This window comes from Haloarcula marina, from assembly GCF_024218775.1.
Taxonomy (GTDB): domain Archaea; phylum Halobacteriota; class Halobacteria; order Halobacteriales; family Haloarculaceae; genus Haloarcula; species Haloarcula marina.
Genome location: NZ_CP100404.1, coordinates 2,875,932 through 2,896,014 on the forward strand (window position 1 = coordinate 2,875,932; position 20,083 = coordinate 2,896,014).

At 64.2% G+C, this 20,083-nt stretch carries 27 protein-coding genes; 17 read left to right on the forward strand and 10 right to left on the reverse strand.

What is annotated here, in order from left to right; genetic code table 11:
* Positions 1–21 precede the first annotated feature (21 nt).
* From NJQ44_RS15265 to NJQ44_RS15275, 3 genes are all read right to left on the reverse strand, one after another.
* Complete coding sequence (locus tag NJQ44_RS15265; protein ID WP_254272197.1) at positions 22–864, reverse strand: hypothetical protein; 843 nt, start codon at positions 862–864, stop codon at positions 22–24.
* A gap of 81 nt (positions 865–945) precedes the next feature.
* Entirely contained in the window at positions 946–1,236 is a 291-nt protein-coding gene (locus NJQ44_RS15270; RefSeq protein ID WP_254272185.1) for a hypothetical protein, read from the reverse strand.
* 54 nt (positions 1,237–1,290) lie between these two features.
* A complete protein-coding gene (locus tag NJQ44_RS15275; protein WP_254272186.1) occupies positions 1,291–1,611 on the reverse strand; it encodes a MarR family transcriptional regulator in 321 nt (106 codons plus the stop codon).
* Positions 1,612–1,777: 166 nt separating this feature from the next.
* Here NJQ44_RS15275 and NJQ44_RS15280 point away from each other — a divergent pair, with 166 nt between their 5' ends.
* The 7 genes from NJQ44_RS15280 to NJQ44_RS15310 all read left to right on the forward strand — a co-directional run bounded on the left by NJQ44_RS15280 (position 1,778) and on the right by NJQ44_RS15310 (position 5,206).
* Complete coding sequence (locus NJQ44_RS15280) at positions 1,778–1,945, forward strand: CopG family transcriptional regulator (RefSeq protein WP_254272187.1); 168 nt, start codon at positions 1,778–1,780, stop codon at positions 1,943–1,945.
* An 80-nt stretch (positions 1,946–2,025) separates the two neighbouring features.
* Positions 2,026–2,370 carry a hypothetical protein gene (locus NJQ44_RS15285; protein WP_254272188.1) on the forward strand — a complete coding sequence of 115 codons (345 nt, stop codon included), beginning with the start codon at positions 2,026–2,028 and terminating at the stop codon, positions 2,368–2,370.
* Entirely contained in the window at positions 2,367–2,576 is a 210-nt protein-coding gene (locus tag NJQ44_RS15290) for a sigma factor-like helix-turn-helix DNA-binding protein (RefSeq protein ID WP_254272189.1), read from the forward strand. The genes NJQ44_RS15285 and NJQ44_RS15290 overlap by 4 nt, the downstream gene beginning before the upstream one ends.
* A complete protein-coding gene (locus NJQ44_RS15295; RefSeq protein WP_254274686.1) occupies positions 2,573–3,601 on the forward strand; it encodes a tyrosine-type recombinase/integrase in 1,029 nt (342 codons plus the stop codon). Before NJQ44_RS15290 ends, NJQ44_RS15295 begins: the two co-directional genes overlap by 4 nt.
* A gap of 239 nt (positions 3,602–3,840) precedes the next feature.
* Complete coding sequence (locus NJQ44_RS15300; RefSeq protein WP_254272198.1) at positions 3,841–4,287, forward strand: DUF7344 domain-containing protein; 447 nt, start codon at positions 3,841–3,843, stop codon at positions 4,285–4,287.
* A complete protein-coding gene (locus NJQ44_RS15305) occupies positions 4,280–4,645 on the forward strand; it encodes a HalOD1 output domain-containing protein (RefSeq protein ID WP_254272199.1) in 366 nt (121 codons plus the stop codon). The genes NJQ44_RS15300 and NJQ44_RS15305 overlap by 8 nt, the downstream gene beginning before the upstream one ends.
* A gap of 48 nt (positions 4,646–4,693) precedes the next feature.
* Positions 4,694–5,206, forward strand: a complete 513-nt coding sequence (locus tag NJQ44_RS15310) for a DUF5813 family protein (RefSeq protein ID WP_254272200.1) — start codon at positions 4,694–4,696, stop codon at positions 5,204–5,206.
* Between the two features lie 201 nt (positions 5,207–5,407).
* On the opposite strand, the gene NJQ44_RS15315 is transcribed toward NJQ44_RS15310, so the two are convergent.
* Both NJQ44_RS15315 and NJQ44_RS15320 read right to left on the reverse strand, forming a co-directional pair.
* Entirely contained in the window at positions 5,408–5,638 is a 231-nt protein-coding gene (locus NJQ44_RS15315) for an Lrp/AsnC family transcriptional regulator (protein WP_254272201.1), read from the reverse strand.
* Between the two features lie 2 nt (positions 5,639–5,640).
* A complete protein-coding gene (locus NJQ44_RS15320; protein WP_254272202.1) occupies positions 5,641–6,327 on the reverse strand; it encodes a potassium channel family protein in 687 nt (228 codons plus the stop codon).
* Positions 6,328–6,488: 161 nt separating this feature from the next.
* On the opposite strand from NJQ44_RS15320, the gene NJQ44_RS15325 reads away from it, so the two are divergent.
* Positions 6,489–6,719 (forward strand): Lrp/AsnC family transcriptional regulator, encoded by a 231-nt coding sequence (locus tag NJQ44_RS15325; protein WP_254272203.1) that lies wholly within the window; start codon positions 6,489–6,491, stop codon positions 6,717–6,719.
* Between the two features lie 40 nt (positions 6,720–6,759).
* Positions 6,760–7,074, forward strand: coding sequence for a DUF7991 family protein (locus tag NJQ44_RS15330; RefSeq protein WP_254272204.1), 315 nt, complete (start codon positions 6,760–6,762; stop codon positions 7,072–7,074).
* Between the two features lies 1 nt (position 7,075).
* Here NJQ44_RS15330 and tmk read toward each other — a convergent pair whose 3' ends face one another.
* A complete protein-coding gene (tmk, locus tag NJQ44_RS15335; RefSeq protein WP_254272205.1) occupies positions 7,076–7,669 on the reverse strand; it encodes a dTMP kinase in 594 nt (197 codons plus the stop codon).
* 98 nt (positions 7,670–7,767) lie between these two features.
* Here tmk and NJQ44_RS15340 point away from each other — a divergent pair, with 98 nt between their 5' ends.
* The 5 genes from NJQ44_RS15340 (at position 7,768) to cofG (ending at position 12,612) form a co-directional block, all read left to right on the forward strand.
* Positions 7,768–8,670 (forward strand): complex I NDUFA9 subunit family protein, encoded by a 903-nt coding sequence (locus NJQ44_RS15340; RefSeq protein WP_254272206.1) that lies wholly within the window; start codon positions 7,768–7,770, stop codon positions 8,668–8,670.
* A gap of 255 nt (positions 8,671–8,925) precedes the next feature.
* Positions 8,926–10,107 (forward strand): tubulin/FtsZ family protein, encoded by a 1,182-nt coding sequence (locus NJQ44_RS15345; RefSeq protein ID WP_254272207.1) that lies wholly within the window; start codon positions 8,926–8,928, stop codon positions 10,105–10,107.
* Entirely contained in the window at positions 10,085–10,861 is a 777-nt protein-coding gene (locus NJQ44_RS15350) for a hypothetical protein (RefSeq protein ID WP_254272208.1), read from the forward strand. Before NJQ44_RS15345 ends, NJQ44_RS15350 begins: the two co-directional genes overlap by 23 nt.
* A complete protein-coding gene (gene cofC, locus NJQ44_RS15355) occupies positions 10,861–11,472 on the forward strand; it encodes a 2-phospho-L-lactate guanylyltransferase (protein WP_254272209.1) in 612 nt (203 codons plus the stop codon). The genes NJQ44_RS15350 and cofC overlap by 1 nt, the downstream gene beginning before the upstream one ends.
* Before the next feature lie 33 nt (positions 11,473–11,505).
* On the forward strand, positions 11,506–12,612 hold the full coding sequence (gene cofG / locus NJQ44_RS15360) for a 7,8-didemethyl-8-hydroxy-5-deazariboflavin synthase subunit CofG (protein WP_254272210.1): 1,107 nt from the start codon (positions 11,506–11,508) through the stop codon (positions 12,610–12,612).
* A 215-nt stretch (positions 12,613–12,827) separates the two neighbouring features.
* Here the strand turns inward: cofG and cofH are convergent, their stop codons facing one another.
* From cofH to NJQ44_RS15375, 3 genes are all read right to left on the reverse strand, one after another.
* Positions 12,828–14,174 carry a 7,8-didemethyl-8-hydroxy-5-deazariboflavin synthase subunit CofH gene (cofH, locus tag NJQ44_RS15365; protein WP_254272211.1) on the reverse strand — a complete coding sequence of 449 codons (1,347 nt, stop codon included), beginning with the start codon at positions 14,172–14,174 and terminating at the stop codon, positions 12,828–12,830.
* A gap of 59 nt (positions 14,175–14,233) precedes the next feature.
* Entirely contained in the window at positions 14,234–14,830 is a 597-nt protein-coding gene (locus tag NJQ44_RS15370; RefSeq protein ID WP_254272212.1) for an arsinothricin resistance N-acetyltransferase ArsN1 family B, read from the reverse strand.
* A 78-nt stretch (positions 14,831–14,908) separates the two neighbouring features.
* The gene (locus tag NJQ44_RS15375; protein ID WP_254272213.1) at positions 14,909–15,928 is read right to left on the reverse strand and encodes a sodium:calcium antiporter; all 1,020 of its coding nucleotides are present in this window, start codon (positions 15,926–15,928) and stop codon (positions 14,909–14,911) included.
* Between the two features lie 157 nt (positions 15,929–16,085).
* Between NJQ44_RS15375 and NJQ44_RS15380 the strand changes: the two genes are divergently transcribed.
* Together NJQ44_RS15380 and NJQ44_RS15385 are read left to right on the forward strand one after the other, a co-directional pair.
* On the forward strand, positions 16,086–16,970 hold the full coding sequence (locus tag NJQ44_RS15380; protein WP_254272214.1) for an NAD+ synthase: 885 nt from the start codon (positions 16,086–16,088) through the stop codon (positions 16,968–16,970).
* A 35-nt stretch (positions 16,971–17,005) separates the two neighbouring features.
* On the forward strand, positions 17,006–18,040 hold the full coding sequence (locus tag NJQ44_RS15385) for a phosphoribosylaminoimidazolesuccinocarboxamide synthase (protein WP_254272215.1): 1,035 nt from the start codon (positions 17,006–17,008) through the stop codon (positions 18,038–18,040).
* 92 nt (positions 18,041–18,132) lie between these two features.
* On the opposite strand, the gene NJQ44_RS15390 is transcribed toward NJQ44_RS15385, so the two are convergent.
* Positions 18,133–18,969: a hypothetical protein gene (locus tag NJQ44_RS15390; protein WP_254272216.1), complete on the reverse strand. Its 837-nt coding sequence runs from the start codon at positions 18,967–18,969 to the stop codon at positions 18,133–18,135.
* Positions 18,970–19,269: 300 nt separating this feature from the next.
* Here NJQ44_RS15390 and NJQ44_RS15395 point away from each other — a divergent pair, with 300 nt between their 5' ends.
* A complete protein-coding gene (locus NJQ44_RS15395; protein ID WP_254272217.1) occupies positions 19,270–20,031 on the forward strand; it encodes a hypothetical protein in 762 nt (253 codons plus the stop codon).
* Positions 20,032–20,083: the final 52 nt, after the last annotated feature.

Below are 20,083 nucleotides of genomic sequence, written 5' to 3' on the forward strand. Positions count from 1 at the left end.
CAGAATAAGTCTCTGCCAAACTTACTCCCTATCGACTGTGTGTTGCTTTTGCCCATCCATCATAACGAATTCTGTCTCATCATTCCATATTCCTGGGCCATATGCGTTTATTCCGTGTTCAATTGCTTCCTCAAAGCTCATTCCGTATTCTAACTCTATATATTGTGGTTTGATAGCTCGTTTCACATGACCAGAAATCGGATAAGTATACTCAGTGTAAACAATTACTTGCATCACAAGTGCAGAATAGCCTTCTGCTATCCAATCATCAACACTATAAGGGAATTTGTCAAGCGTCATCTCATCTGAGGCGATATCAATATACACCGGACCTGCGAAAGTCTGATTCAATTCCTTGGCTTGTAGAACTTCATCACCAGTGCTGATTCTATCCGGTCGGGTCAAAGGCATCAAAAACCCATCTGAACCGTTTTTCAATACCTCTGTGACATATTTTCCTTTCCCACTACCCGTATTCTCTGACTCAACAACGCCACGTACAATCACCTCTAACTTGGGGTTTTTTGCCAAGGCATCACCGTAATTCGACAATACCACAAATAACCGATTTTCTATGGCAAAATAATCTTCAATAGTTATCAATGGTGCACGCTCTGACCTCATTAATTCTGTCTGGTTATCTAAGATATCTGATTGCCTTTCTTGTATCGCTATAACTTGTTCTTGTAGTTTTGCTTGCTTAGCTACTGCTTGAGTTTGTGTTGATTGCTCACTGGCCATTTGAATATACACCACTAAAAGAGCAAAAGAGAGGATAACGCTACTAAAAATCCCAACGGCGCGAAGTACGGATACTGTCGGAAGAGGCGTCAAATAGAATAGAGCAGTAGTAAAAGCGCCCACACTGCCAAAAATAAGTACAAAGCTGACTATTATACCTGTATTTATTGAGGGGAGCCTATTGAAAGACCAATTCATAACATTCTACCAATACGGCTTTACACTCGCGTGCGACCAGTTAGAGGGCGTTGCGAAACGGTCTTTGAATACCTTGCTCGGCTTGGGTTCGGGATAGTGTTCAGCGTCGAGGTCGCCCTTCAGGTACAGAATACCCTCGCTCGTCAGGTCGTACATATCTCCATGAATCGGCTCGATAAACCCGGCGTAGTGTAGACACATGCACCGCTCGCGGATTCGGCTCTCGGAGGCGCTGAAGCCGCGTTCACTTTCGAGCAGGCGTGGTGAGGCCCATCCCTCGGAGCGGATGAACTCCATGATACGCTCGTCCAACTGTTCCATCCAGTAAGCCGACTTTCTCCCGTCCATCATTCAGGCTTGCTCGTGGTTCTCGCCAGCGCTGGGGCCGTTCTCATCGACGAAGGATTTTACTTCATCCGGTGCATCTTCGGACGTATCTATCTCGCCGTCTAAGTAGCGTTCTCCTCGCTCTGTAATTGTGTAGACTCCATTTCCTAAATCCCGAAGTAAACGATGCTCAACCAACTTCTTACACCGCTTCGAAATATAGGACCGGGTGTATCTGACGTAGCCACTGTCTTTCATCTCTTTTGGACGGCCAGAATCCTTCTCACGAATATATTCTAGGATTCTGTCGTCCGCAAGCACCATCCAATCTCCCGAGTATCGCATTATTGGTTAATTATCAATCTCTGGGGGTATGATAGTGCCGGGAGAGTCTTCTGAGACGCAGTAGTGATTTTTTAGCCACTGCGTAAACTATATGTCTCAGCGAGTAATTGCTAATTAACGCATGGCTCAGAGAAGCCTATCAGTGTCTATCTCGATGCCGCTTGAGATGGACCAAGACATACAGAGAGAAGCAGAGAGGCACGAGATGGGGTACTCAGAGTACGTCCGCCACATCATTCGACAGGCGACGGACTCACCATTTGAGTGCCCGGAGACGGTGCTGTGTACGGACGAGAACCACCGGACGGAAGAATCTGAGAAGGGGGCCGCCTAAACTATGTCCAGTAGCCTCAAGGCCCCCGAATCGGACGACGGTAGCGGCCAGCAAAAGAGTGACGACGCGGAGGACGGCCCATGAGCGGTGACGCCGTCGACCCGGAGGACCTGCCGGGGAGCTACACGCCCGCCGTCGTTCAGCTCGCTTCTGAGGGTCCGGTGTTCGTGGCCGACTACTACACCCTGAGCAGTGGGTGGGTTGCGGTCCGGCAGTGGGACGGCGAGCGAGTGAAGGTCCCACCGCACCGGGTGTCCACCATCTCGGAGGTTCGGGTACAGAGCTACGGTACCGACCGGACCTGCCTCAAGCGCCGCGTTGCGGACGACGAGCGCCGAGAGATGGCGGTGTCCGACACGACCGCCGGTATGGTCGTGCCCGACGCGGTCGAGGCGACGCCGCCGACCAGCGAGACGAGAGCATGACCGCGGCGCAGGCACAGCTACGGGACTTCGAGCCGGACCTATCGCCGCTCACGGAAGCAGAGCGAGAGGTGTACGAAGCAGTCGAACTCGGCGGCTTCGGCGTTCGGGAGTATGGGCGACACACCGGGCGGAAGCCGGGGACTGTCGGCAACCTGTTGGGCCGCGCCCGCTCGAAGGTCGACGTTGAGGGGGTCGAGTGGAAGTGACCGGCCCGCCGTCACTCTCGCCGCGTGAGGCGAGGGACCGCTATCTCGACCACCGACGCACCGAGGCGTCGGCGTCGTCCATCAAGTCGTGGCACTACCGACTGAAGCACTTCGTCGAGTGGGCCGACGACGAGGGAGGCATCGAGGATATGCGCGACCTCGACGGCTGGACGCTCGACGAGTACGAGACTCACCGCCGGTCGGCGGGCGTCTCGGCGGTGACGCTGAACGCCGAGATGCAAACGTTCAAGAACTGGCTGGAGTATCTGGCCCGCATCGAGGTGGTCGACGACGGCCTCCCCGAGAAGGTCCACGTTCCGGGCGTCCCCGACGGCGAAGACACGAACGACGAGATGCTTGAGCAGGGCGACGCCTACGCGCTCATCCAGTCGTTCCGAGAGAACCCGGAGCGTCGAGGGACGGACAAGCACGCCCTGCTGGAACTGCTTTGGTTCACGGGCTGTCGCGTCGGCGCGGCTCGTTCGCTGGACCTTCGAGACTACCACAGCGAGGAGCAGTATGTCGAGTTCCGCCACCGTCCGGGTTCGGGTACGCCGCTGAAGAACGACAGCGACGGCGAGCGAGCGGTAGGCTTGCCGCCGTCGGTGTGCGAGGTGCTGGATACGTACGTCGACCAGTACCGGACTGAGGCCCACGACGACGGGCGACAGCCGCTTTTCACGACGGTTCAGGGCCGACCGGCGGAGAACACCCTGCGCGTCTGGTGCTATCTCGCTACCCAGCCGTGTTTGCACGAGCTGTGTCCGCACGGGATGGAGCGAGATACCTGCGAGTTCGTCCACGTCCACCATGCGAGTAAGTGTCCGTCGTCGGTGTCGCCGCATCGGGTCAGAACGGGCAGTATCACGTGGCAACGGGACATGGGCCTCCCGGCGGAAGTCGTCGGGGAGCGCGTGAACGCAACGCTCGAAGTGATTGAATCGTACTACGACAAGGCGACGGCACGTCAGCGGTTGGAGCAACGCCGTCGGCCATACATCGAGAACCTACAACTGGAAGACTGAGACGATGAACCCACCACACTTTGTTTCGGCACGTTCGCACCGTCGGAGCGGTTGCCCACGAGGGTATTTGATTCCTCGGCGGTCCCACTCCAACTTTACTCAGACACCAACACCTGTACCCTCGGGTGCGCGAGCGGTCGCAGTACGGTGCGAATCCCGTGCTCCGCATCGATACCCCCACTGGCACTGCGATATGTTTTACCGGAGATTAGTTGTAGTTCGAATTACAATATCGAGCCATGGACGACGACAGTACGGCCGACGAGGAGACGCTCTCGGTCACGCATCCGGCGGCCAGCGATGTGTCACTCCCGCCGCGAGAAGTGTTGTCGCTCGACTACGTGTACGACGCGCTGGGCCATCCGCGTCGACGGTATCTGTGTTATACGCTGCTGGAGGACACGGAGTGGACGCTCGAAGAACTGGCGACGAAAGTCGCGGCGTGGGAACGAGACGTGCCGGAACAGGAGGTTCCGCCCACGAGTTACGAGAAGGCGTACGCCTCGCTGTATCACGCTCACGTCCCGAAGTTGGTCGACGACGACATCGTGACCTTCGAGGAGTGCACGGAGACGATACGCCCCGGACCGCACGCCGAGCAAGTCTTGTCGGCGCTCCTCGGGATGGGTGCGAGCGTCGACGCGAATCAAGAAGAACACGCCCGGAGTGACATGACCGATGAATGAGCGCGACGACGGCGTCCCAGACCGGGACCGACACGGCGGCGTTCCGGACCACGACGTGCCGTCGGCGTGGCGACAGACGGCCCAGCGACACTACGACCCCGAGGAGGGGACCGAATTCGTCACGGAAATCGTCGCGGCCATCGCGGCGGCCCGGGAGGTCGGCCTTCACGAGGTGAAGTCGCCGCCGCTGTACGAGTGTATCGACGCACCCGCGCTCGAACGGACGTTCTTCGAGAGTCCAGCACACCGGTTCCAGTACGAGGACGGCGCGGTCGAATTCCGGTACGCGGAGTTTCTCGTCAGGGTGCAAAACGACGGCTGGATTACCGTCTTCGCGGCAGGCGAAGACGCGAGCTAACGGGCCGAGACGACGCGTTTTTCCTCCTGAGGCCGCTATATCGTTCCGATGACCGACCTCCCGGACGACGTGAGAGAGACCTTCGACCGCCGCGACGGATTCGTGCCCGACGGCGACGGGTACGCGCTGGAGACGACGCGCTTCGACGGGCGCGTGACCGCGAGCGAGGGCGAGACGTGGGCGACGAACTACGCGGTGACCGTCCGCGCGCCGTCGTTGCAGGCGTCGACGGCCGACGAGGTCGGACCGGCGGTCAGGGACGGGTGGTTCGAGACGTTCGAACGGCGTCTCGAAGACGCGCCGAAGGCCACCCGCGTCGCCGTCGAACTCGACGAATACACCGTGGAACGCGACGGCGAGGACGTGCTCGTCACCTACCGGTTCAGTCTCGGCGGCGAACGCGAGGCCGCCGACGCGGCGAAAGCGTTCGTAGAGTACGTCGAGGGGACCTACGTCGAAGGTATCGTCCCCGGGTACGACTACGTGGGGACGGTCGCGGAACTGATGAACTCGGCCAGCACGGGCGGCAGCGAGGGGACGCGCGGCGGGACGCCGCTGTAGCGGTCGCTGGGACGTCCAGCGAGCGAAGCGAGCGGTTTCACCGTCAACGCAGAGCACTGCCGAGCCTGTCATCGCTGTGCTCCGACCGACACCGAACTCGCGGCGTCGCCGCGAGTTCGGCCGTTTTTCCCACGTTTTTGCAAGGAACGGTTCGCGCGCCGCGAAACGGCGACGCGAACCCGACGCAGTAAAAAGTGGATTCTAGTCCATCGCGATATACGTCTGGGTGCCTTCGACGCCGTCGACGCCTTGGATGTGGGTGGCGGCCACGTCCTTGACTTCGGCGGGGCTTCCGACGACGACTTTCGCGATGAGGTCCACGTCTCCCGCGACGATGTGGACCTCCTCGACGCCGTCGACGGCTTCGATTTCGTTCTTCAGGCGGTCGGCGTCTCCGGTGTGGGCTTTGACCATGACGTATGCAGTAACCATCGTTATGCACCTCCGAGTGCGGTTGCGCGACCCGCGTCGCCGACGACGATACTCCGGACGTCGGCGAGCGTGTCGAAGTCGGCGAGGATGACCACGTGGTCACCCAGTTCGAGCGTTTCGTCGGGGTTGGGGACCGTCAGCGGGTCCTCACCTTTCCCGTGGGCGAGCAGTTCGGCGTTGGCGGGCAGTTCGAGTTCCGACAGCGAGTACCCGTTCATCGGCGAGGAGTCGGTGATAGTGAACTCCACCAGTTGGAGGTGTTGTGCGATGTCGGCGACGGCGCGGATGTTCCCGCCCAACAGGGCGTTCTTCGCGGCGATAGCGCCGAGTCGTTCCGGGTAGATGACCTCGTCGACTTCCGAGGCGTAGCGGCGGTAAATCTCCTCGCGGTAGTCCTCGTCGATGCGCATCACTGTCCGACAGCCGTGTTCTTTCGCGATCATGCAGGCGACGAAGTTGTCGTTCAGGTCGCCGGTGAGCGCCCCGAGTGCGTCGGCGGATTCGAGGTCGGCGGCCCCCAGCGTCTCTTCGAGCGCGCCGTCGCCCTCGATGACCTCGAACCCGGCGGTGCGGGCGCGCTCGATGGCCTGTTCGTCGGCCTCGATGAGGACGACCTCGTGACCGCTCTCTTGGAGGACGCGCGCGGTCCGGAGGCCGACGCGTCCTGCACCCACGATAACAAATCGCATGTGAACCTATACACGGTGGTGGTGAATAAAAGTATCCCGCCCGCGCCGCGGGCCGATGTGACGGACGGAAGTCGAATTGCACGCAATCCCGCCGCCCGTCCGAGCGCCGGAGTGGTCAAGCGCGCGAAACTTTTTGTCTGTTTGGTACGTCATGTCACAGTATGGTAACGGCATTCATCATGATAAAGACCGTCGCGGGGAAGTCAGAGGACCTCCTCGCGGCGGTCAGGGAGTCCGAGGGGATTACCGAGGCGCACATCGTCGCCGGGCAGTACGACATCATCGCCGAAGCCAGCGGCGAGGAAGTGTACGACGTGATGCACTCGGTGGCGACGCGCGTCCGCGACTTGGAGGGGGTGGCCGATACGCGGACCTACATCTGTCTGGAGTGACTTCCGACACGGCAAAGAGCGTCGACGCCCTACCGCCGGTATGGTCAGCGTCCTCGCTATCGTCGGACTGCTCGTCATCGTGCTGGTGAACAGCGCCGTGACGGCACTCATGACACGCTTTTTCCGCGTCCGGATGAACACGCGGTGGGGCGGCTTCCTCTACTCCGTCTTGCTCTGTCCGTTCGCGATGTTCGTCCTGTTCATGGTGTTCGCCGTCCTCGGATTCGGCGGCGGCCTCGACCTCAGCACGAACGTCGCGGTACTGACGGCCATCGTCGTCCCCCTCGCCGTCGGGATGACCTTCGACTACGTGTGGATGCCGTCGCCCGACGAACTCCCGACGCCGACGAACTGACTCACAGGCGGTCGAGAATCGCCGTTTTCACGCGGTCGTACACGTCGTCGGGGTCGGCGGCGGCGTCGACCCGGACGAATCGCTCGGGTTCCGCCTCGATGAGTCGCTCGTAGTTCTCGCGCACGTCGGCCAGATAGTCGGCCGCCTCGAACTTGTTCGTCGCGCCGCTTCGGCGGGCCGCCGCTTCCGGGTCGAGGTCCAGATAGACCGTCAGGTCCGGCGGTCGGGTCCACGGCGCGTGGACCTCGCGGATGTAGGTCAGCGGGTCCTCGAACCGGTCGGTCGCGGCGAGCGTCGCCCCCTGGTAGGCGTAGCGCGAGTCGGAGTAGCGGTCCGAGACGACGAGTCGACCCTCGGCGAGGGCGGGCCGGACCGTGTCGGCGAGGTGGGCGGCGTGGTCGGCGGTGTAGAGAAACAGTTCCGCCACCGAGTCGGCGCCGTCGTCGTCGATGGAGCGCTGGACCGCCTCGCCGTACCAACTGTTCGTGGGTTCGCGGGTGAACACGGCGTCGTCTGGGAGGGCGGCGTCGGCCTGCAGTCGCTCCCGAGCGGTCGTCTTTCCGCTCCCGTCGAGTCCTTCGAGCGTGACGAGCATACCCGAGCGTCGGCGTGGGGGTACGTAAGCGCCCCGGAGCGGCCGAACCAAACTGGTTGCGCCATACCTTTACGGTGGCTGGCGGCGAAAAAAGCGGTATGGACGTACTCGTCGTCGGCGGGACCGGATTTGTCGGACAGTACCTGTGTCGAGAACTCGACGACCGCGGCCACGAGGTGACCGCGCTGTCGCGGAACCCACACGACGCCGACCTCCCGACGGGCGTGACCCGCAAGGAGGGCGACGTGACCGACTACGACAGCATCGAAGGGGCCTTCGAGGGGAAAGACGCCGCCGTCTTCCTCCCCGCACTCACCCCGCTGTTCGAACCCGACGGCGGCAACGAGATGCACGACGTGGTCCACTATCAGGGGACGAAAAACGCCCTCCGGGCCGCCGAGGAACACGGCGTCACTCGGTTCCTCCAGATGAGCGCGCTCGGCGCGGACCCGAACGGCCCCACCCACTATCTCCGCGCGAAGGGGAAAGCCGAGGAGGCGGTCAGGGATTCGGACCGCGAGTGGGTCGTCTTCCGGCCCTCCATCGTCTTCGGCGACGGCGACGAGTTCGGCTACTTCACGAAGCGCCTGAAGCAGATATTCGCGCCCGGCGTTCCGCTGTACCCGCTCCCCGGCGGCGGCGAGAAGGCCCACTTCCAACTCATCTGGGTGAAGGACCTCGTCCCGATGTTGGCCGACGCCCTCGAGGACGACGAACACGTCGGACAGACCTACGAGGTCGGCGGTCCCGAGGTGCTGTCCCTGCGGGCGGCCACGGAACTCGTCTACGAGGCCGAAGGGAAATCCGTCACCATCGTCCCCCTCCCGATGCCGCTGGCGAAAGTCGGCCTGCCCGTCCTGGGCGCACTCGGATTCCCGATGGGCGGCGACCAGTACGAGGGACTCGATTTCGACAACACCCCCAGCCACAACGACATCGACGCGTTCGGTGTCGACCCCGACTCGATGAAGACGTACGGGGAGTATCTGGGCGTCGCGTAGGCCACGCGCTCGACGCCCGATTCGGAACGGGTATGCAGAGATGATTTCACCGCCGATAGTGACGGTTAGTGGACGTGGTCGTGAGACCGACAGGTCTCAGTCTATGAGAGGACGCCTGTCGCCCGCCCTGACGGGGATAACAACTGCATACCATCAGTAATATTTGATTACTCGAGGTCAATCTCACGGCCGAGATTTGGGCAAAACACTTATACGCGCATTCCTGCTTATGCCTTTTAAGCGGAGTACCCTCAAATGAAACTCGCGATGATCGGCTTCGGGCAGGCCGGTGGTAAAATCGTGGACAAATTCCTCGAGTACGACCAGAATACGAACTCGGGAATCGTCCGCTCTGCCGTGGCGGTCAACACGGCCAAAGCCGACCTGCTCGGACTGAACCAGATCCCGGAACAGAATCGAGTGCTCATCGGACAGGCCCGCGTGAAGGGCCACGGGGTGGGCGCAGACAACGAACTCGGCGCGGAAATCGCCGAAGAAGATATCGACGAGATTCAGGGTGCTATCGACAACATACCCGTCCACGAAGTCGACGCGTTCCTCGTCGTCGCTGGCCTCGGCGGCGGGACCGGGTCCGGCGGTTCGCCGGTCATCGCGAAACACCTGAAGCGCATCTACACCGAACCCGTCTACGGACTCGGCGTCCTCCCCGGCAGCGACGAGGGTGGCATCTACACCCTGAACGCGGCCCGGTCGTTCCAGACGTTCGTCCGGGAAGTGGACAACCTGATGGTGTTCGACAACGACGCGTGGCGCAAGACCGGCGAGTCCGTCGAAGGCGGCTACGACCACATCAACGAGGAAATCGTTCGCCGCTTCGGCGTCCTCTTCGGGGCCGGTGAAGTGGAGGCGGGCGACAACATCGCCGAGAGCGTCGTCGACTCCTCGGAGATCATCAACACGCTGGACGGCGGCGGCGTTTCCACCGTCGGCTACGCCTCCGAGGAGGTCGAACGCTCCTCGAACGGCGGCGGCCTGCTCTCGCGGTTCAAGGGCGACGACGGCGGCGACGACGGGATGGACACCGCCAACACGACCAACCGCATCACGTCGCTGGTCCGGAAGGCCGCGCTCGGCCGACTCACGCTCCCCTGTGAAATCGAAGGGGCCGAGCGCGCGCTCCTCGTCATGGCTGGCCCGCCCGAACACCTGAATCGGAAAGGCATCGAGCGCGGCCGCAAGTGGCTGGAGGAGCAGACCGGGTCGATGGAGGTCCGGGGCGGCGACTACCCGACGAACGCGCCGAAAGTCGCCGCGTCCATCCTGCTGGCTGGCGTCCACAACGTTCCGCGCATCAAGGAACTGCAGCAGGTCGCCATCGAAGCCCAAGACAACATCGACGACATCCGCCAGCAAAGCGAAGATAACTTGGAGCAGTTGGTAGAAGACGACGAAGATGAACTTGACCCACTGTTCTAAGGGAACCATCGCCCTCCTCTGTGTGGCCGGGTTGCTCGCCTTCGCAGGCACGGCGAGTGCTTTCACCATCTCGGCCGAGGGCGTTCCCTCCGACGCTGCCGTCGGCGACGAGGTGACGGTGACCTACACCATCGACGACCCGTTCACTGACACGTCCAACGAGTGGACGCTGCAGGGACAGACCCAACTGCAGGACGTGAGTTGGACCGTCACCGTCCTGCGGGCGGGGAGTCAGGTCAGCCAAGCGACCTACGGCGGCCAGAACTTTTCGCAGGCGCTGGACATCGACAACAACGGCGACCAGGTGACCGTCGAACTCACCGGGACGACGCCCGAAGTCGAGAACTACACCTACCAGCCAGAGGAGCAGTTCCGCGTCGCTAGCCTGACCCGCGTCAGCGGCAACAACGAAGAGGAGTTCCAGAACGACACCGCCCACCACTACACCGCCGACAGTCGCGAGGCCCGACAGGCCATCGACGACGCGCAGGCGGCCATCGACGCGGCGGGCGGCAACAGCGAGGCCGAGCAACTGCTCGACAGCGCCGTCTCCTCCTACGAGAACGGCAACTTCCAGAACGCAATCGACCTCGCCGAGCAGTCCCAGAACACGGCCCAACAGGCCCAGCAGAGCCAGCAGACGACCCAGACGCTCCTGCTGGCCGGTGGCGCATTGGTCGTCCTCCTCCTGCTTGGTGGCGGCGGCTACTACCTCTACACCCAGACGCAGGGTGACGACTACAGCAAACTGTAATGCGCGTCGTCGTCCCCGTCTCGGGGTCGGACCCCAAAACGCGGCTTTCCTCCGTTCTCACGGCCGACGAGCGCCGCGAGTTCACCGAGGCGATGCTCGCGGACGTGCTGTCGGCGCTCGATACCGCTGGCCACGCTCCCGAAGTCGTCGCCACCGCGCCGGTCGACGCCGACGCGCCGGTAGCCGTCGACGACCGACCGCTGGACTCGCTGGTCAACGGCCTGCTTGCCGCCGAGGACGGGGCGCTGGCGGTGGTGATGGCGGACCTCCCCTTGCTCACGCCCGACGCCGTCGGCCGCCTGTTCGCGCCCGACGCGGACGTGGTGTTGGCCCCGGGACTCGGCGGCGGGACGAACGCGTTCGTCTGTCGCCACCCCGACTTTCGAGTCGACTACCACGGCGCGTCGATACGCGACCACCGACGCATCGCTGACGAGGTGGGGGGAACGCTCGCGGAAGTCGACTCGCGGGTGCTGGCGACCGACATCGACGAACCGGCCGACCTCGCGGAAGTGCTGTTGCACGGTGACGGCGTCGCCGCCGATTGGTTGATTGACGCGGGCTTCGAGTTGGCCCTTGACGACGGCCGGGTCGGCATCACCCGTGAGTGAACCCTTTTAGTCGTCCGGCACGCACCCGCGAACGTGATTCCCGGGGCCGACGCGTACGGTATCGACCTGTCTCTGTCCGAGGACGACGTGGAGCGACTGCTTTCGGTGACCCCAGCAGACGTTTCGGCGGCCGAGGAACTCTCGTACTGTCGGAACGTGTTCGTCCCGCTGACGACGGCCTGCCGGTACACCTGCACCTACTGCACGTACTACGACCCGCCGGGACAGGCCACGCTGATGACGCCCGCGGAGATACGCGAGACGTGCCGCGAGGGGGCCGCCGCGGGGTGTACGGAGGCGCTCTTTACCTTCGGCGACGACCCCGACGACCGCTACACCGAACTGTACGCCCAACTCTCGGAGTTGGGCCACGACACCATCCACGAGTACCTCCGCGAGGCCTGCGAAATCGCGCTCGAAGAGGGGTTGCTCCCGCACGCCAACCCCGGCGACCAGACGCGCGAGCAGATGGAGACGGTGGCGGACCTCAACGCCTCGATGGGCGTGATGCTGGAGACGACGGCCGAGGTGCAGGCCCACGGCGGCCCGCGTGCCAAGAACCCCGGCCAGCGACTCGCGACGATTCGGACCGCGGGGGAACTCGGCGTGCCCTTCACGACGGGCATCCTCGTCGGCCTCGGTGAAGACTGGCGGGACCGCGCCGAGAGCGTCCTCGCCATCCGGGAGATGCACGAACGGTACGGCCACGTACAGGAGGTCATCGTCCAACCGGTCGTCGAGAACGAGCGCTGGCGGGACGGCTCGCCGGACCTCGCGACGATGCGGCGCGTGACGGCGATGGCCCGCGCGGGACTGCCCGAGGAGGTGTCGGTTCAGGTCCCGCCGAACCTCGCGCCCGCCCGGGAGTTAACCGACTGCGGCATCGACGACCTCGGCGGCGTCTCGCCGGTGACCGTCGACCACATCAACCCCGAGTACGAGTGGCCCGCCCTGCGGGAACTGCGGGCCGTCGCCGACGCCGCCGAGGTTCCGCTCAGGGAACGCCTGCCGGTGTACGAGCGCTTCGCCGACGACGGGTGGCTCACCCCGCCCATCGAGGCCGCAATCGACGCGGACGACGGGGCGGGGCGGCGGTTCCGCGCGGTCCTCGAACGCGGCGAAAACCCGGTGACTATCTGAGCGCGGGACGCCTATCCCCCGATATTTGGGAGGTATTCCGGAACCACCTAGTCAGCTAGGCAGTACATATTTCCCCACCGGGGACCATGTCTGTTCATGCCAGGGCGTGCCTCTGACAGCCTCCCTGGCGGCAGTCACACGGCGGGGACGGGTCTCCGTGCCTGCCTATCAGATTCCTGTCGAAATCGACGCGGAGTGCCGACGCCGTTGGTCGGTCAGTCCAACAGCGGCGTCCCGTCGGCCCGCGGTCCGAGTTCCGGCCCGACCACGGCCGACTCCGGGTCGACGACGCGGCGTTGCTCGTAGTCGGTCGACCGCTCGACCGGCGTCCGACCGATGGCCGTAATCATGTCCGTGTACTCGCGGAACGACCGGAACTCCCCGTAGCCGCCACCGGCGCGCTTCGTTATCTCCTCGGAGAGGATGGTGCCCATGAAGTCGTCGGCCCCGCAGGTGAGCAGTTTCAGACCGCGGGCGTCCCCGTACTTCACCCACGAGGACTGGACGTGGTCGACGTTGTCCAAGAAGAGTCGCCCGACGGCGATCATCAGTTCGTCTTCGGCGGGACTGGCCCCGCCGTCGACCATCCCGCGCTCGAACAGCGGCGTCTCCTCGTGGACGAACGAGAGCGGGACGAACTCCGTTATCGCGCCGGTTCGGTCCTGTAGCTCACGAATCTTTTCGAGATGGAGCACGCGGTGCATCTCGTTTTCGACGTGGCCGTACATGATAGTCGAGGTGAGGCCGAGGCCGACGCTGGCGGCGGCCTCCATCGCGTCAAGCCACTCGCCCGTGTCGATTTTTCCGGGGCAGATGACCGACCGAACCTCGTCGACGAGAATTTCGGCGGCCGTTCCGGGGACGCTGTCGAGGCCCGCGTCCTTGAGGCGGGAGAACACTTCCTCGTAGGACCAGTCCGTCCCGCGGCGGGCGTGGTAGGCCTCCTCCGGCGTCATCGAGTGAAGATGGACGCCACCGACATCCATCGCGCGCAACTGCTCGCAGTAGGTCCCGGGGTCCACGTCGTACTCGGCGGCGGGCCGGTAGTTCAGGTCGCCGCGGTCGCTCGCTTCGAGAATCTCTAGATGCTCCTCGTCCAACGCGAGCGCCGGGTGCAGTCCCGAGACGGACGTGACCTCGTAGACGCCCCGGTCGACGGCGTCGGCCACGATGTCGCGGGACTCGCTGGGCGTCTTGGTGAAGCCGCCGTGGTCGTCCTGGTAGCTGCTGCGGAACTGCTCGGAGCGGTCCTTGAAGTTACAGAACAGACAGCCGGTGTTGCAGGCCGTCGTGACGTTGTTGTTGAGGTTGGCGACGAACGTCACCTCGTCGCCGACGACTTCGGCCCGGCGTCGGTCGGCCGCTTCGAGGACGAGTTCCTTCCGGTGGCGGTCGATGCCCTCGTGGTCTGTCCCGGTCGTGATGAGTTCCACGCCGTCGGCGACCGAGAGGCGAACGCCGTCGCGGGCCTTCGCGAGCGCGTTCTCGAAGGACTGGTCCGTCACCGGCCGGTGCTCGAAGTCGGATTCACCGGTCGGCGAGGCGTCGGAGGCGTCCGGCATTGCTCCACTGAAAGTGGACGACAGCCAAAAGCGTGTGGGTGTCTGCCAGCGGCGTCTCGTCACGAACGGAGCGACGAGCGTCCCGCGGCGAGTGCCTCGGCGTACGCGTCGCTATCACGCAGTTCGGGAAGCGGGGTCGGCGGCGATGGAGCGGTCGAGAGAGATTGTAGGGAGCGGCCCCAGTGCCCGACATCGTGCCAATCGCCGTTCTTGTAGCCGACGTCGCGGTAGATGCCCACCTTCTCGAACCCGTGTGACTCGTGGAACGCGACACTCCGAGGGTTGGGGAGCGCGATGACGGCGTAGGCCGTTCGCAGTCCCTGAAGCTCCAAGAGCGCGAACAGCGAGTCGTAGAGCGCGGTCGCGATTCCGTGTCGCCGCCACGAATCGTGGACGTACACCGACACCTCGACGGCCCACTGGTACGCTTCGCGCTCTCTGTACGGACTCGCGTAGACGTATCCCGTTATCTCGTCGTCGTATTCACAGACCAGCCACGGCAGTCGGTCGACAGTCTTGCCGATGCGCTGGGCGATTTCCTCGGGCGTCGGCGGACGGGTCTCGAACGAGATGTGCGTCTGCTCGACGACGGGCGCGTAGATGTCCGCAATCGCGCCCGCGTCGTCCGCCGTCGCCAGTCGAATCGTCGAGTCCATTCGAGCTAGTACTGACTCGCGTCGCTGAAATACCGCTCGCCGACTGAGCGGGACCCGCGTCGCTCGCCCGGCGGTCGGTCACCCGGACGGAAGCACGCCGCCGATAGCCCCCACCGTCTCCGCGACGACCCACGCGACGAACGCGAGGTACGTTCCGAGAAGGGCGTAGGACTCGACGGTACTCAGCGCGAGGTCCGTCCGGAGCGTCGTGAAGAGGAGGACGGTGGCCGCCGTCAGGACGCCGAACATCGGGACGGCCATCGCGAAGTCGACGGTCCACGCGCCGACGAGGAGGACGCCCGCCGGGATGGCGACGAGGAGGTCGAACGTGTTCGACCCGAGGACGTTCGCCAGCGAGGTGACGCCCCGATTGTCGCGGGCGGCGCGGACGCTGACCAGCGTGTCGGGGAGGCTGGTCGCCGCCGCAAGGATGGTCACGCCGAGGAGGAACTCGTCGGCCCCCGCCGCCTGCCCGATGACGCCCACCGAGTGAACGAGGTTCTCGACGGCGACGAGGATGACCGCCAGCCCCGCGAGCAAGAAGAGCCACTGTCGGCGGACGGCGACGCCGTCTTCGCCCCCGGTATCGTGCTGGTGGTCCGCCGTGTCCTGATACTGGATGAAGACGTACAGGCCGTACAGCGCCAGCGGAATGACCGCCAGCGGCCGGGTGACGACGCCCGACAGCGACGCCTCGCCGGGGTAGTAGATGACCGCCAGCGCGAAGGTGATGAGCAACACCGACACCGCGAGCATGTAGAACTGCGCCTCCTTGTAGACGAGCGTCCGGTTCGAGTCCACGTCGCCGCCCGTGAGGATACCCGCGGCCGCGGGAATCACGAGGACGTTGAAGATGGCCGACCCGACGATAGCGCCGACGCCGAGCGGCATCGACCCGTCGAGGGCCGCCACGACGACGGTGGCGAGTTCCGGGAAACTGGACCCGATGGCGACGATGATGGCCCCCTGCACGACGTCCGGGAGGCCGTAGTGGGCCGCCAGGCGCTCGCTTGCCATCTCGAGCCACTCGCTGCCCTTCCATATCGCCGCCGTCGCCGCGGCGATGATGGCCGCTTCGACCAGTAGGTTCGCCGCCATGTAGCTGGACCTTACCCCCGCGGGGCAAAGCGGTTCCCATCCGCAGACGGGCGGGGGAACACTAGCACTCCCTCCCAGTGTTGGAAGTGTTTAAGGACTAGTCGTATATGTGCTCGTTCGATTCGTTTACTCAACAGACGAAGACGCACGACCAATGATGAGTGAAACGATACGACATTCCGACAGTCCAGTCGAACCCTCCACCAGCGACGTCGACGCGGTCGAGTCGGCGGTCACGGCCTTCCTCCGCGACCAGGTACAGGCCGCCGACGCCACGGGCGTCGTCGTCCCGATGAGCGGCGGCCTCGACTCGGCAGTGGCCGCGACGCTCGCCGCCGACGCCCTCGGCCCCGAACGCGTCCTCGGCCTCGGCCTCCCGTGTCACAAGAGCGACGCCGCCGACGCGATGACCGCCGGGACGATAGCCGACCACCTCGGCATCGACTTCGAACGCGTGCACCTCCGGCCCCTCCTCCACCAGTTCGACCAGAGCGTCCGCCCGGTGCTGGACCCCGACGCCGACTCCGCCCGGACGCCGACGCCCGACCGCGCGCTGGGCAACGCCGTCGCCCGCCTCCGGATGGTGTGTGCCTACTACGCCGCCAACCGGACGAACCGACTCGTCCTCGGGACGGCCAACCGCTCCGAACTCCTCCTCGGCTACGTCACGAAGTACGGCGACGCCGGGGCGGACCTGTTCCCGCTGGGCGACCTCTACAAGACGGAGGTGCGGGCGCTGGGCGAGCACCTCAGTCTCCCCGAGAGCGTCGTCGAGAAACCCCCGACGGCGGGCTTTTACCCGGGACAGACCGACGCCGACGACCTCGGAGCGACCTACGACACTATCGACTCCCTGCTCTGGCGGGTCGTCGAACAGGGCGAGTCCGTCGAGACGGCCGCCGACGCCGTCGACATCGACGACGCGACCGCGAAACGACTGGTCGGGATGTGTACCGAGACGGTCCACAAGCGCCGGATGCCGCCGACGCCGGGCCTCGGCGAGCGGTCGCGGCGGCCGACCGGCGACGGCGACGCCGAGTGAGAAACGTCTTTGTCCCCGGCCGCAAAGCGCCGCCAATGACGAGCGTCAAGGAGTTCCGCGTCGACGAACCCGCGACGGCCACCGACCTCGGCCGCGGCGCGTTCGTGTTCACGGACGACTACTCGGTGTTCGACTGGGGGAAGATGCCCGACGAGATTCCGGAGAAGGGGGCCTCGCTGTGTACGATGGGCGCGTTCAACTTCCAGTTGCTCGAAGAGAACCACATCCCGACCCACTACGAGGGCGTCCGCGTCGACGGGACCGACGACGTGCTCGACCTCGGTGAGGCGCTCTCGGCGGGCCACGCACCCGAAGAGATGGTCATCGCGCTGACGCAGGTCCCCGACCTGCCCTTCGCCGACGGGGAGTACGACTACGAGGCCTACCACGACGCGGCGGGCCAGAACTACCTGATTCCGCTCGAAATCGTCTTCCGGAACCGCGTCCCTATCGGGTCCTCGCTCCGGAAGCGGACGGACCCGGCGGACCACGGACTGGAGTTCGAGGAGTGGCCCGACGAACCGGTCGACCTCGACACACCGGTCGTCGAGTTCTCCACCAAGTACGAGGAACAGGACAGTTACCTCGGCCGAGAGGCGGCCGACCGCATCGCGGGGGCGGCGAGCGTCGACCAACTGGAGGAACTGGCGCTCGCGGTCAACCACATCGTCACCGACCAAGCCGCCGAGGCGGGCCTCGTTCACGAGGACGGGAAAATCGAGTGTCTGTACCACGAGGGACAGATTCGCGTCGCCGACGTGGTCGGCACGTTCGACGAGAACCGCTTCTCCTACGACGGCCAGCAAGTCTCGAAGGAGGTCATCCGCCAGTACCACAAGCGCACCCAACCGGAGTGGGTCGATGCCGTCGGCGCGGCCAAGGAGCGCGCGAAAGCCGACGGCGTCGCCGACTGGAAGTCGCTGTGTGAGTCGTCCCCGGAACCGCTCGACGAGTCAGTTATCGGCGTCGCTCGGGACCTCTACTGTGCGGGGACGAACGCCTACGTCGGTGGCGACGTGTTCGACGCCCCGTCGCTGGAGGCCGCCGTCGACGCCGCTCGGGACCTCTGAATCGGCTCTGTCGAAATTCTCGTTCGCGAACGAAGGGACGGCAGCCACTTACTAGACCGAGGGTCGGGAGAGGCTATCGTCGCCCTGCCGAGTTACACCTCGACGACGTTGTACGAGAGGTTCATCAGCGTGTTGCCGTCGCTGCTGAACGGGATGACGAACCGCGACTGGCCGCTGGAGTCGCTGAACCCTGACTCGACCGTCGGTTCCGTGAGATGCCACCGGGTGTTGTCCCGGAAGCCGCTGAACACGTCGTCGACGTTCCCGCCGTTGTCAGCTTCGCGAAAGGTTCCCGTGATTTCGATGTAGGCGTTCGCACGCTCCGCCGCCGAGAGATTGGGGAAGACGAACTCGACCGGTGCAAACTCGGTCTCGAGAACCAGTCCGTCGTCCTCCGCTATCTCCTTGGCACTGCCCTCGTTGGCCGACCAGACCCGCTTCCGGTCCTTCGTCGTCGACACCGACGTTCCCCGGGCGGTCGCGGAGATAGTTATCTCGCCGTATATCTCCTCGGTGTTCGGGCCGTTGAACACGGCGTCCGATGCCTCGTCGATGTAGAGGTAGAACCGCTCGACGCGGTAGCGCAACTCCGGCGCGGGCGTCACGAGTTCGACCGCTATCGGCTCTGGCTGGACCGTGATGACCTCTAGCTCCGGGTCCGGTTCGGGCGTGGCCGTCGCCGTCGGCGTGGGGGATTCGGTAGCCGTGGGCGTCGGGGTCCGCGTCGCCGTCCGCGTCGGAGTCGGCGTCCGGGTCGCCGTCTGTGGCTCGGATGTCGACCCACCCCCGCCGACGTTGACGTTGAACGTACAGCCAGCGAGCGCGGCGAGAGAGGCCCCAGCACCGGCCAGAAACGCCCGCCTACCGCGTGGATTCCGGGTCCCGGCGGCGTCGCCGGTGTCACGAGAATCCGTGTGCTTGGGAGTCATGACAGGTATCCGTGACAGGACGTATTGAGCCTTTCCCCGAGCCGACGTTCGCGAGGGTTTCAGGCGCTTAGGACGTGAATACCCAGTCATCGCGGCCGGGGTGACGCGCCTCCCGTCGGCCGCGCCCTCGGGTCGTCTCTCCGTTGCCACCCACGGAGAAGGTAGTCCCTATCTGGCAGTCGAAACTTCTTCACCGCCACTGCGCGGGGGGACATTTCGGGACCGGTCGTCGGTCGTCGAACTGAGCGGTTCCTGTAGGGTATTGCATATGTATAAATACACATATGTCGTGTGTAATTTATGTCAGGAGACCGGCTGACGAGACGACGACTGCTGCTCGGGGCAACCGCGGCGACCGCGGCGCTCACCGGTTGCCTCAGTGGTGACGGTGGGAGCGGGGAGACCGCCAATAATTCGGGGGGAACCGCGACGACGGAATCACAGACGGCGACCCCAGCAGAGACTTCGACGCCCGTAACGACCACGAGCGACCCAACGACGACGCTCGATGAATCGGCGGGGGTCTGTGCTCCCTGGGAAGGGCAGACGACTTCGTACGACGCCGCGGGGACGCCGTTCTTTTGCACCTACGACCACGTAGTCGCGTGGACGCCCGGAGAGAGTACCAGCCACTCCAGAGGGCACTTCGTCCGATTCACCAGCCCGCCGGTCGGGGACGACGACTTCGCCCTGACGCTGCGTGTCAGTCAGGACAACGTGCCGCTGACCGCGGCCGAGCGCGACGATGAAATCGAGTTCCTGACGAATCTCGACACCGAACCGCGCGAGGTCGTCGACGAGGTCACGTACGACGGGGAGTCCCGTCCCGTGCTGGGCCTCGCCGAGGGGACGTATCCGTACTACCAACCGGGACTGTCCGTGTTCCTGCCGTACGGTTCGGGTAGCGACCGCCGATACTACGGAGTAGGTGCCGTGCTGTTCAGCGGGTTAGGGGTGTCCGACGAGGCCCGTCCCGCGTGTATCGCGGCCGCCGAGGCCGCTCAGTCGGCGGTGGTGCAGAGCCTCGCGCCGAATCCGGAGACCACGTTCGAGGGGGCCTGACCGTGGGACCGCTGGCCCCGCCGTGCGAAAGAGTTCGGCGATTACTGAAGGT

Excerpts from the sequence above, each read along its gene's own strand:
- NJQ44_RS15270 (WP_254272185.1), bottom strand. The coding sequence starts at position 1,236 with ATGGAGTTCATCCGCTCCGAGGGATGGGCCTCACCACGCCTGCTCGAA.
- NJQ44_RS15275 (WP_254272186.1), bottom strand. The coding sequence starts at position 1,611 with ATGCGATACTCGGGAGATTGGATGGTGCTTGCGGACGACAGAATCCTA.
- NJQ44_RS15280 (WP_254272187.1), top strand. The coding sequence starts at position 1,778 with ATGGACCAAGACATACAGAGAGAAGCAGAGAGGCACGAGATGGGGTAC.
- NJQ44_RS15285 (WP_254272188.1), top strand. The coding sequence starts at position 2,026 with ATGAGCGGTGACGCCGTCGACCCGGAGGACCTGCCGGGGAGCTACACG.
- NJQ44_RS15290 (WP_254272189.1), top strand. The coding sequence starts at position 2,367 with ATGACCGCGGCGCAGGCACAGCTACGGGACTTCGAGCCGGACCTATCG.
- NJQ44_RS15300 (WP_254272198.1), top strand. The coding sequence starts at position 3,841 with ATGGACGACGACAGTACGGCCGACGAGGAGACGCTCTCGGTCACGCAT.
- NJQ44_RS15305 (WP_254272199.1), top strand. The coding sequence starts at position 4,280 with ATGAATGAGCGCGACGACGGCGTCCCAGACCGGGACCGACACGGCGGC.
- NJQ44_RS15310 (WP_254272200.1), top strand. The coding sequence starts at position 4,694 with ATGACCGACCTCCCGGACGACGTGAGAGAGACCTTCGACCGCCGCGAC.
- NJQ44_RS15315 (WP_254272201.1), bottom strand. The coding sequence starts at position 5,638 with ATGGTTACTGCATACGTCATGGTCAAAGCCCACACCGGAGACGCCGAC.
- NJQ44_RS15320 (WP_254272202.1), bottom strand. The coding sequence starts at position 6,327 with ATGCGATTTGTTATCGTGGGTGCAGGACGCGTCGGCCTCCGGACCGCG.
- NJQ44_RS15325 (WP_254272203.1), top strand. The coding sequence starts at position 6,489 with ATGGTAACGGCATTCATCATGATAAAGACCGTCGCGGGGAAGTCAGAG.
- NJQ44_RS15330 (WP_254272204.1), top strand. The coding sequence starts at position 6,760 with ATGGTCAGCGTCCTCGCTATCGTCGGACTGCTCGTCATCGTGCTGGTG.
- tmk (WP_254272205.1), bottom strand. The coding sequence starts at position 7,669 with ATGCTCGTCACGCTCGAAGGACTCGACGGGAGCGGAAAGACGACCGCT.
- NJQ44_RS15340 (WP_254272206.1), top strand. The coding sequence starts at position 7,768 with ATGGACGTACTCGTCGTCGGCGGGACCGGATTTGTCGGACAGTACCTG.
- NJQ44_RS15345 (WP_254272207.1), top strand. The coding sequence starts at position 8,926 with ATGAAACTCGCGATGATCGGCTTCGGGCAGGCCGGTGGTAAAATCGTG.
- NJQ44_RS15350 (WP_254272208.1), top strand. The coding sequence starts at position 10,085 with ATGAACTTGACCCACTGTTCTAAGGGAACCATCGCCCTCCTCTGTGTG.
- cofC (WP_254272209.1), top strand. The coding sequence starts at position 10,861 with ATGCGCGTCGTCGTCCCCGTCTCGGGGTCGGACCCCAAAACGCGGCTT.
- cofH (WP_254272211.1), bottom strand. The coding sequence starts at position 14,174 with ATGCCGGACGCCTCCGACGCCTCGCCGACCGGTGAATCCGACTTCGAG.
- NJQ44_RS15370 (WP_254272212.1), bottom strand. The coding sequence starts at position 14,830 with ATGGACTCGACGATTCGACTGGCGACGGCGGACGACGCGGGCGCGATT.
- NJQ44_RS15375 (WP_254272213.1), bottom strand. The coding sequence starts at position 15,928 with ATGGCGGCGAACCTACTGGTCGAAGCGGCCATCATCGCCGCGGCGACG.
- NJQ44_RS15380 (WP_254272214.1), top strand. The coding sequence starts at position 16,086 with ATGAGTGAAACGATACGACATTCCGACAGTCCAGTCGAACCCTCCACC.
- NJQ44_RS15385 (WP_254272215.1), top strand. The coding sequence starts at position 17,006 with ATGACGAGCGTCAAGGAGTTCCGCGTCGACGAACCCGCGACGGCCACC.
- NJQ44_RS15390 (WP_254272216.1), bottom strand. The coding sequence starts at position 18,969 with ATGACTCCCAAGCACACGGATTCTCGTGACACCGGCGACGCCGCCGGG.
- NJQ44_RS15395 (WP_254272217.1), top strand. The coding sequence starts at position 19,270 with ATGTCAGGAGACCGGCTGACGAGACGACGACTGCTGCTCGGGGCAACC.